9 protein-coding genes and 2 pseudogenes are annotated in these 11,524 nt (G+C 59.6%); 8 read left to right on the top strand and 3 right to left on the bottom strand.

The window, feature by feature from the left end; translation table 11 throughout:
• Positions 1–1,553, top strand: a pseudogene (locus tag AAC126_RS01235) (hypothetical protein); the annotation flags it as partial.
• A gap of 857 nt (positions 1,554–2,410) precedes the next feature.
• Here AAC126_RS01235 and AAC126_RS01230 read toward each other — a convergent pair.
• Positions 2,411–2,824, bottom strand: coding sequence for a helix-turn-helix domain-containing protein (locus AAC126_RS01230; RefSeq protein WP_339849107.1), 414 nt, complete (start codon positions 2,822–2,824; stop codon positions 2,411–2,413).
• Positions 2,825–2,901: 77 nt separating this feature from the next.
• Between AAC126_RS01230 and AAC126_RS01225 the strand changes: the two genes are divergently transcribed.
• From AAC126_RS01225 to merA, 4 genes are read left to right on the top strand one after another with little or no spacing between them, the layout of a single operon-like run.
• Positions 2,902–3,297 carry a mercuric transporter MerT family protein gene (locus tag AAC126_RS01225; RefSeq protein WP_339849104.1) on the top strand — a complete coding sequence of 132 codons (396 nt, stop codon included), beginning with the start codon at positions 2,902–2,904 and terminating at the stop codon, positions 3,295–3,297.
• Positions 3,298–3,309: 12 nt separating this feature from the next.
• Positions 3,310–3,642 carry a cation transporter gene (locus tag AAC126_RS01220; RefSeq protein ID WP_339849101.1) on the top strand — a complete coding sequence of 111 codons (333 nt, stop codon included), beginning with the start codon at positions 3,310–3,312 and terminating at the stop codon, positions 3,640–3,642.
• 10 nt (positions 3,643–3,652) lie between these two features.
• Positions 3,653–3,892, top strand: a complete 240-nt coding sequence (merF, locus tag AAC126_RS01215) for a mercury resistance system transport protein MerF (RefSeq protein ID WP_339849098.1) — start codon at positions 3,653–3,655, stop codon at positions 3,890–3,892.
• 14 nt (positions 3,893–3,906) lie between these two features.
• Positions 3,907–5,337: a mercury(II) reductase gene (gene merA, locus AAC126_RS01210; RefSeq protein WP_339849096.1), complete on the top strand. Its 1,431-nt coding sequence runs from the start codon at positions 3,907–3,909 to the stop codon at positions 5,335–5,337.
• A gap of 198 nt (positions 5,338–5,535) precedes the next feature.
• Here the strand turns inward: merA and AAC126_RS01205 are convergent, their stop codons facing one another.
• Positions 5,536–6,774, bottom strand: coding sequence for an MFS transporter (locus AAC126_RS01205; RefSeq protein ID WP_339849094.1), 1,239 nt, complete (start codon positions 6,772–6,774; stop codon positions 5,536–5,538).
• Positions 6,771–7,439, bottom strand: coding sequence for a cytochrome c biogenesis protein CcdA (locus AAC126_RS01200; RefSeq protein ID WP_339849091.1), 669 nt, complete (start codon positions 7,437–7,439; stop codon positions 6,771–6,773). Before AAC126_RS01200 ends, AAC126_RS01205 begins: the two co-directional genes overlap by 4 nt.
• Positions 7,440–7,724: 285 nt before the next feature.
• On the opposite strand from AAC126_RS01200, the pseudogene AAC126_RS01195 reads away from it, so the two are divergent.
• The 3 genes and pseudogenes from AAC126_RS01195 to AAC126_RS01185 all read left to right on the top strand — a co-directional run bounded on the left by AAC126_RS01195 (position 7,725) and on the right by AAC126_RS01185 (position 11,487).
• Positions 7,725–8,425, top strand: a pseudogene (locus AAC126_RS01195) (IS5 family transposase).
• Positions 8,426–8,533: 108 nt separating this feature from the next.
• Positions 8,534–11,047, top strand: coding sequence for a heavy metal translocating P-type ATPase (locus AAC126_RS01190; RefSeq protein ID WP_339849088.1), 2,514 nt, complete (start codon positions 8,534–8,536; stop codon positions 11,045–11,047).
• Positions 11,041–11,487 (top strand): hypothetical protein, encoded by a 447-nt coding sequence (locus AAC126_RS01185; protein ID WP_339849085.1) that lies wholly within the window; start codon positions 11,041–11,043, stop codon positions 11,485–11,487. Before AAC126_RS01190 ends, AAC126_RS01185 begins: the two co-directional genes overlap by 7 nt.
• The last annotated feature ends 37 nt before the right edge of the window (positions 11,488–11,524 follow it).

Here is an 11,524-nt window from a genome sequence, read left to right as displayed (position 1 = left end):
CCATCGAGCTTCTGATCAAGGAAGGCAAGGCAGACGACACATTCCCGGTTCCGGTATCAGTCCGGACAGAGACGGGAGCTGTCCTTGAGGAAATCGCCCTTGCTGAAAACCATCAGCGGGAAGACCTCGACCCTATCGATGCGTGCGAGGCATTCACCCGCTTACGTGACGGCGGCATGAGTATCGCGCAGATCGCGGAGAAGTTCGGTGTAACTGAGATATACGTCCGGCGTCATATCGCGCTTGGAAGTCTTGTTGATCAAGCGAAGGAAATGATCCGGGCCGGAGATATGTGTCTCAGGGAAGCCAAGCATTTGGCCTCTGTCACCACCGAGGAGCAAGCCGCCTATTTCAAATATCTTGAAGACAACAACGCGGGTAATAGCGAGTACGCGGCCCGGATGTATTTCTTCAAGAAGCCGACCGCCGATATGGCGATCTTCGACCTCGCAGATTACACGGGCGGCTACCTTCAGGACCTCTTCAGCGACAATGCAGACCGGCATTTCGCAGACGTTGACCAATTTACGGCGCTTCAGAACGCAGCCTATGACAAGAAGAAAGCGGCATTCGAAGCAGACGGGCTGATCGTCCTGGAGCCGGGCCACGATTGGTACATGGTGCTGGACAAGTACCGGAAAGCGGAGGAGGGCGAGGAGCCGACGACTGTCATCATGAAGAACCAGAACGGCCGGGTAACGATCCTCGACGGCATGGTTAAAGCGAAGAAGGTCAGCGGATCGGGCGGTATTGCGGAAACGAAGCCGCGATATACGAAAGCACAGCTTGAGCACGCCGCCGAGTTGCGAACCATTGCGGTTCAGCGGAATCTCATCACCAATCGGCGCAAGGTGCTTGAAGTCGCAGTGCTGCAATGCATGACCGGGTTTCAGAACCAAGTCTCCCTTGCGCCGTCTCCCCGTCTCCAAGATCACTATGGCAGCGATATGCTGAACAGCATCGAGGAGATCGCCGCCGCGTTCCTGACGAAGTTCCGAGATGCCGGTTTGTCGGCCTTGCGCTCGGCCTATTATCCGGAAGAAGGCGAAATTACAGAGCCTATTCGGGCGCTGTTCAAACTCTCAGGCGACAAGGCCGCGATCTTCAAGGTTATCCGGTCCCTCACGGATGAAGAGCTGGAAGGGCTTCACTCACTGCTCGTTACAGTGACGTTCCACCAGCCCGGGGACGGGATCAAGACAGAAGAAAACGAGCACAATCTTGTCGCCATCGATGTCAACGCGGACGTGCGGGATAGCTACCTTCCCGACGAAACATTCCTGAAACGGTATAAGTCCGACCGGCTGAAGGAAATTGCCGTAGAGAGCGGGGTTGCTCTCAGCGAAAAATCCGTCGCCAAGTCCAAAAAAGGCGATCTGGTTGCACTTCTCACCGGGTGGTTCCGTGCGGTGCCGTCAGATACACCAGCCGAGCGGGCCAACATGGCAAAGAATTGGATGGACCCGATCATGGCCTTCCCCGCCATCGATCCGGACGCTGTTGAAGAATCGAGCGACGGGGAAGAAGTCCAATTTCTGGAAGCCGCTGAATAGCGGCTCCCCACAAACCCGGGCGCGATGATCCGGTGCTATAACTGACAGACGGCGGCTCCCTTCGGGGGGCCGCTTTTGTTGTTACCGGCACTCTCCCGCAGCCCCGTCTTACGCGATTGAGGCTTTCTTTTTTTGTCTTTCATGGATGGGGAGCGGATTACAGAAAGTGCGTAATCAGACCCGGTTTTATGCACATCTGCCTGACCTGGAATACGGGTGGTTCTCGCTTCGCTCGTCGCGACCGTCCCCCTGGTCCGGACGCGTAATCCGCAATCGCAAGCGCTCGCGGACAAACCACCCTTGAGCGAGTTAGTGTTTGCGTCTCCCCCACGCACAGACTCCTGACATGACATATGCTGAACAGAAGGCCCGCGCGCCGCTTCAGCTCACTATGCGGTGCTGAAATCGAAGTCATCCACTCTGATTTTTGCCTATCTGAGTGATCTCCAATAATTATTGAAGATCGACCGGAAAATTATTGGAGATTATCGAAGATTATTGGAAATTATTGATGATTCTCGATGTTATGAGAAATTATCGGAGATTATGGGAAAATATTGATGGTTCCCTGTCAAAATTATTGGTGATTATTGAAGTTGCCCCCAAATCTCTAATTATCTCTTGTCCCGTTGGCAGGATAGGTGTGGTGGTCCCACTCGAATAATCTCTTATACCCCCACACGCCACTTTAGGCTGTCCCCTGCCTTATTCGCATGGCAAGCCATGCTCAACGGGATTTGTATTTTTCTATGGTTTTCGAGGATAACCGGGACGCTTTAAGAGAGGCGGCCTGACAACTGCACCAAGGCGGAAGGCGACGCGAGAGACGGTGACAGTCGCAGCCGAGTAGCTCACGATTATGAAGCGAGTGCTTCCAATACCGGACATTTAGGGACATCGTCGCCACTACAAGACGCTGCGGTCGTTGCGAGCACCCGCTCGATCCTTTGGAGATCGGCGATTTTCGCTCGCACATCGGCAAGGTGGCGCAAGGTGCGCTCCTTCACCTCCGCGCATGTCTGGGTTCCTCCATCTACCAAGCCAAGCAGTCCCCGGGTTTCCTCAATAGTAAACCCCAGTTCGCGGGCGCGCAGGATAAAGCGTAAGCGCGCGACGTGCTGCTCATCATAGACACGGTAGCCCGATGCGGTGCGCGGCGGCGCTGGCATGAGGTCGATTTTCTCGTAGTAGCGGATGGTCTCCAGGTTGCAGCCGGTCCGCCGCGCCAGCGCCCCGCGCTTCAATCCTCTCCCAGCAACGCGATCGGTCATTGCGTCGAAAACCTCTTGAGCCTGTAGTTACTACAGACCTTACCTTATTATCAGAACAATAGCGAGGACGATGACGGATGGCACTCATACGAGCGGAACCAGTGGCACTTCAGTCTGATGACGTTGTGGACCGCAAGAAAAGATGGTTCGCGGCAGGAGGCATCATCGGCGCCATCTTGGCATCGACCTGCTGTATCGCGCCACTTACTCTTTTGATGCTGGGCGTGTCCGGGACGTGGATTAGTACGCTGACGGCGCTGGAGCCTTACAAGCCGTACTTTGCAGCGGTGACGCTCATCTTCATCGGGCTTGGTTTTCGGCAGGTATATTTGAAGGCCAAACCTGCTTGCGTCGATGGATCGTGCTGCGCCAAACCGCAATCCTCCCTCATCACCAAAACTGCTCTCTGGCTGGCGACTGCGCTGGTCCTTTTGGCTCTGACAATCAACTGGTGGGCGCCACTCTTCTACTAAGGAGCAAACGATATGAAACGGTCCCTCATTCTCGCGGCCGCCGTGCTCGCTCTCGGCGGACTTGGGGGCTTCAGCTTTACGACTGTCTCTTCCGCTTCAGCGCAGTCCGCGGCCGCCCAGGTGGCCACGGTTCAGTCGGCGACCTTCGCGGTCGAGAACATGACCTGTGCACTCTGCCCGGTCACGGTAAAAAAGGCGATGGAACAGGTCAGAGGCGTGCGATCGGTCAAGATTGACTACGCGGCGAAGACAGCAACGGTTGCATTCGATCCGTCGGTCACCACGATCGAAGCCATTGCCGCAGCTTCGGCCAATGCGGGCTACCCCGCCTCGGTTAAGGGTTAGGCAGGGACCGATGAAAGACGCAACCATACTGAAAACGGGCATCGCAGGCTCGGTAATCGCTGCCATTTGCTGCTTCACGCCGGTGCTCGTCATAGCACTCGGCGTCGTCGGTCTGTCGGCCTGGCTCGGCTGGATCGACTACGTGCTGTTTCCGACGCTCGCGGTCTTTCTGGCAATGATGGCCTACGGCCTCTGGCGGCGGCAGCGTGCGGCGGCCTGTTGCTCAAATCAAAGCAAAGCAAACCTCTAAGGAAAAAGCCTGACATGGCCGACTGCAGCACAACCAACAGACAGAAGAACACATACGACCTTGCCGTGATCGGCGCTGGTTCCGCTGGCTTCTCGGCCGCAATCACCGCGGCCGAGGGCGGCAAGCGCGTCGCTCTGATTGGGCATGGCACCATCGGCGGCACCTGCGTGAACGTCGGCTGCGTGCCCTCGAAAACAATGATACGCGCTGCGGAAGCCCTGCATGGTGCCCAGTCGGCGCATCGGTTCCCGGGCCTGCATGGCGAGGCGCATGTCGCCGACTGGGCAGCGCATGTCACCGCCAAGGACGATCTCGTTTCGACACTGCGCAAGAAAAAATATGCCGACCTGCTGCCGGCATACGAGGACGTGACTTACATTGACGAGGGTCACGCGCGGCTCGTCCCCGGCGGAGTCGAGGTCGCCGGTCGTAAGTTCACGGCACCCAGGGTAATTGTCGCCACCGGCGGGCGCCCGGCCGTGCCCGATATCCCCGGCATCCAAGACGCCCCCACGCTTGACAGCACATCGCTTCTGAAGTTGGAACAGTTGCCCGACAGCCTGATCTTCCTCGGCGGTGGCTATATCGGTGTCGAACTCGCACAGATGATGGCTCGGATGGGCGCCCGCGTCACCATCGTCTGCCGCTCGCGCCTCTTGCCGCGCACCGAGCCGGAAGTGTCAGAAGTGCTCACGGCGACTTTGCGCGCTGAGGGTGTCACGGTTCTTGACGGCGCGACCTACGATACCGCGCGACGCAACGGGGACCGTGCAGTCCTGACCGTGACGGTGGACGGGGCCGAGCTCGATCTGATGGCTGACCGTCTTGTTCTGACGACGGGACGTGTACCCAACACCGAGGAACTGGGCCTCGCGGAGATAGGCATCGAGACCGACGCACGCGGTGCAATCCGGGTTGGCGACGACATGCAGACGACGCAGCCCGGGATCTTCGCTGCGGGTGACGTCACGGACCGCGACCAGTTCGTCTACATGGCCGCTTACGGCGCCAAGCTCGCGTCTCGCAACGCCGTGCTAGGCGGGGCGGAGCGCTACGACAACGCCGCGATGCCCTGGGTTGTGTTCACCGATCCGCAGGTCGCGGGAGTCGGGTTGACAGAGGAGCAGGCGCGTGCGGCAGGATATGACGTCATGACGAGCGAGCTGTCGCTCGACAACGTGCCCCGCGCGCTCGCCGCCCGCGACACGCGGGGCCTGATCAAGCTCGTTGCGGACCAGGCGACCAACCGCCTGCTGGGAGGTGTGATCATGGCGCCGGAGGGAGCGGACAGCATCCAGACGCTCGCGATGGCGCTGAAGGCGAGGATGACGACCAAGGCGCTTGGTGAGACGATCTTCCCCTATCTCACGACAGTAGAAGGCCTGAAACTCGCTGCGCAAACCTTCGACAAAGACGTAGCGAAGCTGTCGTGCTGCTCAGGGTGAGGCAGGGCGGCACGAGCGTTCACCAAGCCAAGCATAGTATAGGGCGTGTACTCATAAACGAGCGAGCGCAGATGACCGCTTTCGGCGGAACCTTCGAAGACGATCAATCAATCGCGTAGGTCAGCATTGCGGACTTTCCAGACATTGGCCGCATGTCCGCTTCTCATCCGGATAGCCGAGTAGACCCGTCTATCTCCTTCATTCTCTTACGTCGATGCGCACAAGAAACGTGGCTTGACCGATTGCAGCAGCTAGCGCAGTCGCGAATACGATCCATGTTCCCAAGGAGGCGACGGCTAAACCTCCGACAAGCGGGAGAACGAAAGCGGGTGCCGTCAGCGCGTTGAAATACCCGCTATAGGCAGGGCGTCGGTCGTCCGGCGATATCTCCATCAGCAGTCCGATGACCGCAATCGTCAAGCCATTCGCCAATGCGCCGAGAACGAAGAATACGACGAGCAGAACCGGCATGGCTGCCTCCGGCGGCACGGGTATCAGCAGAAGAACCAGAAGTGCAATTTGCGGAGCCATGCGGGCAACTGCGATCCCGCGCATAAGGCTCAATTTGCCCCGGCTATCGCCCCACCAGCCCCATAACGGATTTCCCGCAAGCGCTCCCACGGTCTGGGCACCGAGCAAAAGCGCCACGTTTTCCAAACCTACCCCAAGCCTGTTGGCCGCGACGATAAAAAATGGAGCGGCAATGAGAACCGCGCCGCCGCACCATTGTGCAAAAACGAAGCGGCGGAACACTGGATCGTCTCGAAACGTCACGGCCCCCTCTCGCAGATAGGCCGTGAAACTTGTGGCCGCTTTGGTAGGCATTGTCTGTTCGGGCTCTCCCATCGCAGTGAAAATGAAAGACGACACCAACATCAGGCTCGCCGCGATCCCCAGCACTGCGGAATAGGAGATCGGGAAGTCGAGCGTCCGGAACAGTTTGTCTGCCAACGCGGCGACAAGAAGTGCAACAATCCCTCCACCGAAGAAGCGGATTGAAAGCATCCGGCTCCGGCGTTCCGACGGAACGGACGGGGCAACAATATCGTTGTAGGGAACGCCGACAATACCACTGAGGAAGGCATACAGTACCCACAGCACAAGTGTCACTGTACCGAGCGCTGCGTAGGTCCCGCCGAATTTCGCGCCGAGCCAGAGTGCGATTGCGAGCATGGCAATGGCCGCCGTTCGTCCAAACGCGCCCACGACATAGAACGGCATGGAGGAAGCACCACGACCGGCGAAATAGCCAACGAAGAGTTGAGGGAGAAGCCAGCCGAGTCGCAGGATCGTCGAAACCGCTCCGACGGCGACAGCGCTGCCCGTCAGTTGGTAGACCAGCGCCGACATCACTGTTGCGCTGTCCACCGCTGCCGAACCAGCCTGGAATGCAGTGCCTGCGCCCGCCACATGCCAAAAGCGGCGGCGGGGGGTCACGTCCCACTCCAATCCACAGGTTCTACGAACAGGCCAAACCAAATTGACCAGATACCTAGCCCTATGAAGATCATGCCCAGTAGCCAGCGACGCGGTCGCAACCAGTCCGAAAGCCGATCAAGGGGCCGGGCAAGACCGGGAACTACGGAGAGCGGTAGGAGTGGGAGCGACAGCGCTAGCGCAAAGACCCCCATCATAAGAAAACCAGTCGTGGCCGACCCGCTGACGGTCGCTGTGCCGATAAGCCCAAAAAGGATTGGTGCTGCGCAGGCGGGAATGTTCAGGCCGAACGCCAGTCCCTGAAGCAGCGGGTTGGAGGCAATCTTCCATCGTTCAGGCGCTAACCCGATGCGGTGGCGCATTATTTTGTCCCATCCCGCGAGTATCGCAAACCCAAAGCCAAGATAAATTGCGCCGAAAGCTAGCCACGCACCGGTCTGCACCTCGATAAGGCGCTGGCCCAGCACGACGATCAAGCCACCGAATCCGCCCATCACGACGAGCCGTGCCAGAAGAAAGATGAAAGCTGCGCTGATCCGCTGACCCATCGGGCGGATTCTCTGGCCTCCCAGAAAAAGCATATGTGCGCCGATAGTGCAGGGTTCGATAAAGCCAAGTAACCCAAGGCCGAATGCAAGCAGCAGCGTTTGATCAGTGATCTCCATAGGTGCCCTTAAAATCATTAATCTTGGAGCTTGATGCTAGACCTTCCACCAGCAGGAGGCTCAAGCAACCTTTCCATGAGCTGACCGTGGCTGCATTGCAGAAATCATGCATTTCGGGCGCGAAGCGACCGGTCGATCTAACGGACCAAGCCGCAGTGCCTGGGGGCAAAGCAGACATTGAAGTTTGGCATGCCGGCGTGATTCAAGCTCCGAAGGGGAGTCTTGAACAAGGGACATGCCCTCTCCGACGCCGAATAGCGGTTGATAGCGCCAATCCTTCCTTGCATGCCGCGAAGCGTCCCGCGTGTGGATGACAGGCGTGTCCTGAACGGCATTTTCTGGATCTTGAGGTCGGGAGCGCCATGGCGTATCTACCCGAGAGCTGGCTCCTACACCACCTGCTACAATCGCTTCGTGCTTTGGCGTTACGCAGGCGTTTGGGACCGTATCCTGACTGCCATATCGCATCGGGACGATGCCGAGGTGCAGATGATTGAAGCACGATAGGCCGCGCTCATCAGCACGCAAGTTGCATCCCGAATAGTGCCAGCGAAGGCTTTGGACGTTCGCGTGGAGGGCTGACGACCAAAATCCACGCCGTTGTCGATGCGAACGGACTGCCGCTCCAAGTTATGATTACTGGCGGTCAGCAGCATCACAGTCTGATGGCATGTGCTCTACTTGAAGGCCTACCGAGCGGCGGAATGGTTCTCGCCGACGAGGCTTAGGACGCGACCGAGATAAGAACGTTCGTGAGTTCACGTGGATGCTGGGCGAACATCCCGCCCCGTCGGAACCGGCGCGATCCGATCTGCTTCAGTCCGTATCTCTTGCGTCATCGAAATCACGTTGAGCGGTTCTTCAACAGGATGAAGCACTGTCGGCGCATCGCTACGCGATATGAGAAACACGCAGCCAACTTCCTTGCCTTCGTCAAGCTCGCTGCCATCCGGGATTGGCTACGCGTTAATGAGTCCACGGCCTAGTCATAAGAGAATTGGGCAACAGAAGCCTCCCGGGCTTTGCTACCTTGACCTTCCCCCTACAGGAACCCCTATGTGTGAAAAACAACACGAGATGGAAGGCCGGTATCAATGGATGCGCAGCATATCAAGATTGCTATTGAGGGCATGACATGCGCGTCTTGCGTGGGGCGGGTCGAAAGAACTTTGGCGGATGTGAATGGGGTGACGAATGCCTCGGTCAACCTAGCCAATGGGGCCGCGCAATTGGATATCACGGAGGGTGTCGATTTAAATCAGGTCGCTACAGCACTTGGAGGCATTGGCTATCCGCTGCGGACCCGGACCGTGAAACTGACCCTTACATCGATGTCCTGTGCCTCTTGCGTTGGCCGGGTGGATCGCGCTCTCGGCGCATTGTCCGGCGTTCTGGACGTCAACGTAAACCTCGCCGCAGAGAGCGCAGTGGTGACGGTTGCCGAGGGAGTCGTGAACCCACAAGATCTTTTGACCGCGACGCGCGCGGCTGGTTTTCCGGCGGAGCTGGCAAAGACGAGCGAGGGCATCTCGGCAGCGGCACGCAAGGAGGAAGATGCTCGGCTGATCTCCCGCAAGACCATGATCGCCGCCCTGCTGGCGCTGCCGGTCTTCGTGATCGAAATGGGCAGTCATTTGATTCCTGGGGTGCATGAGCTGATAACTGGCGCGATCGGGCAGCAGGTAAGCTGGTATTTCCAGTTCGCGCTGACAACGATCATCCTCGGGGGACCGGGGTGGGTTTTCTTTGCCAAGGGCATTCCCGCGCTGCTGCGAGGGGCGCCGGATATGAACAGCCTTGTCGCGGTCGGCACTGGTGCTGCTTGGGCTTATTCGGTGGTCGCTACATTCCTGCCTGGCCTTCTGCCCGAGGCTGTGCGCGCGGTTTATTTCGAAGCGGCGGCGGTGATCGTCGTGCTGATCCTTCTAGGCAGGTGGCTTGAGGCGCGCGCCAAGGGTCGGACCGGGGCAGCTATCGAGCGGCTGTTGGGGCTTCAGGTCCGCACGGCCCGCGTGATCCGCGATGGAGAGGCGGAGGAGGTCGAGATTGACGGTATTAGCGTTGGCGACATCCTGCTAGTGCGCCCAGGCGAGCGCATCGCGCTGGACGGTGAGGTTTTGAGCGGCGAGGCATATGTCGATGAGAGCATGATCACCGGTGAACCCGTACCGGTGGCCAAGGCCGAGGGCGACGCGGTAACGGGCGGCACGGTCAATGGATCGGGTAGCCTGCACATTCGCACGATGAGGGTGGGCACGGATACGACCCTAGCGCAGATCATCCGAATGGTCGAAGAGGCGCAGGGCGGCAAGTTGCCGATTCAGGGGTTGGTCGACCGGATCACGTCGTGGTTCGTGCCGGCCGTCATGGCCGTGGCCGCGATCACCGTAGCGATATGGCTGACGGTCGGGCCGGACCACGACGTGACGCTGGCGCTGGTGGCCGGGGTATCGGTGCTGATCATTGCCTGCCCCTGCGCTATGGGACTAGCCACGCCAACCTCGATCATGGTGGGTACCGGGCGCGCGGCGGAAATGGGAGTGCTGTTTCGCAAGGGCGACGCGCTGCAGGCGCTGGCGTCCGTCGATGTGGTGGCGCTAGACAAGACAGGCACAGTGACCGAAGGGCGTCCTGAAATGACCGATTTGGTGCTGGCAGACGGGTTTGAGCACGATGAAGTCTTGTCGTTGATCGCTGCGGTTGAGAGCCAGTCCGAACATCCCGTTGCCAAGGCAATCACCCGCGCAGCGCAGGTTGAGGGGGCCGCGCGCGCCAAGGTGGAGGAGTTCGAATCGATCACCGGCTATGGTGTGCGTGCCCGCGTATCGGGACGTGACGTGCTGGTTGGGGCGGACCGCTTGATGGCGCGCGAGGAGCTGGATCCCGGTAACCTTGCTAGGGCAGAGGCCGATCTCGCTGCAAAGGGCCGCACCTCGCTTTACGCTGCAATCGACGGGCGAGTAGCAGCGGTGATCGCCGTGGCGGACCCGGTCAAACCGTCGAGTGCCAGGGCGATCCGCGCACTGCATGCGGCGGGATTGCGCGTGACGATGGTCACCGGCGACAAGCGCGAAACGGCGGAGGCCATCGCTCGGGAGGTCGGGATAGACACGGTAATCGCGGGCGTGCTGCCGGATGGCAAGATTGCGGCGCTCGACAGTCTACGCGAGGGCGGCGCGCGCGTGACCTTCGTTGGCGACGGGATCAACGATGCGCCCGCGCTGGCCCATGCGGATGTCGGTATCGCGATCGGGACCGGGACCGACATCGCCATCGAATCCGCCGATGTCGTGCTGATGTCGGGTGATCTGCGAGGCATCGTGAACGCATTTCAGGTCTCCCGCCATACGATGCGCAACATCCGGCAGAACCTTTTCTGGGCCTTCGGCTACAACACAGCGTTGATCCCAGTGGCGGCGGGCGTGCTTTACCCGGCTTTCGGGCAGCTATTGTCGCCGGTTCTGGCGGCCGGGGCGATGGCCCTAAGCTCGGTCTTCGTTCTGTCGAACGCGCTGCGCCTGCGCCGCTTGCGCCCTGTCATGGACGAGCGGGCGGCCTCGACTGGACCGCGCGAGATGGCGGTCCCACAAGAGACCGCGTCATGCTGATCCGGGCGCGCGTTTGCCGCCGGCCGAGGATGACACGGGGGCCCATCACAAAAAAGTGGCTGGATAAATGCCTTCTGCGAAGCCATCTTCTAAACATGTCGCAGGTCCGAGCCATCTTTCTTTCAGCCTTAGTGGCGCTTCTTGCCCTAGGCACGGTCACGCACGCGGTGAGTGCGAACGCGATGGCGTTGGACATCGCGATGTCTGAGGGCGGCGAGATGTCGATGCCCGACTGTCAGGGTTGCCCCGAGGACGGCGACAGCGATGCGAACACGCTATGCGACCTTGTTTGTACGGCGCCTGTCACGGCCGTCTTGAAAGGCGTGGACATCGCGCAGCCCGCAGCACCATTGCTGCGTCAGGACCGCCTTCTCGGCATGACGACTCCTCGCGGGCTGCGCGCGCCGCCGGACCCATTTCCTCCTCGACCCTTCATCTGATCCGACGACACACCTCCCGCGAGGGCGGGTGTGCGAC

It is taken from the genome of uncultured Nisaea sp., assembly GCF_963974195.1.
GTDB lineage: Bacteria > Pseudomonadota > Alphaproteobacteria > Thalassobaculales > Thalassobaculaceae > Nisaea.
This window is presented reverse-complemented; position numbering and strand designations above follow the sequence as displayed.

Bases quoted from the DNA above. Each gene is read 5' to 3' on its own strand.
- AAC126_RS01200 (WP_339849091.1), bottom strand. From the start codon at position 7,439: ATGGAGATCACTGATCAAACGCTGCTGCTTGCATTCGGCCTTGGGTTA.
- AAC126_RS01185 (WP_339849085.1), top strand. From the start codon at position 11,041: ATGCTGATCCGGGCGCGCGTTTGCCGCCGGCCGAGGATGACACGGGGG.
- AAC126_RS01230 (WP_339849107.1), bottom strand. From the start codon at position 2,824: ATGACCGATCGCGTTGCTGGGAGAGGATTGAAGCGCGGGGCGCTGGCG.
- merA (WP_339849096.1), top strand. From the start codon at position 3,907: ATGGCCGACTGCAGCACAACCAACAGACAGAAGAACACATACGACCTT.
- AAC126_RS01190 (WP_339849088.1), top strand. From the start codon at position 8,534: ATGGATGCGCAGCATATCAAGATTGCTATTGAGGGCATGACATGCGCG.
- AAC126_RS01225 (WP_339849104.1), top strand. From the start codon at position 2,902: ATGGCACTCATACGAGCGGAACCAGTGGCACTTCAGTCTGATGACGTT.
- merF (WP_339849098.1), top strand. From the start codon at position 3,653: ATGAAAGACGCAACCATACTGAAAACGGGCATCGCAGGCTCGGTAATC.
- AAC126_RS01220 (WP_339849101.1), top strand. From the start codon at position 3,310: ATGAAACGGTCCCTCATTCTCGCGGCCGCCGTGCTCGCTCTCGGCGGA.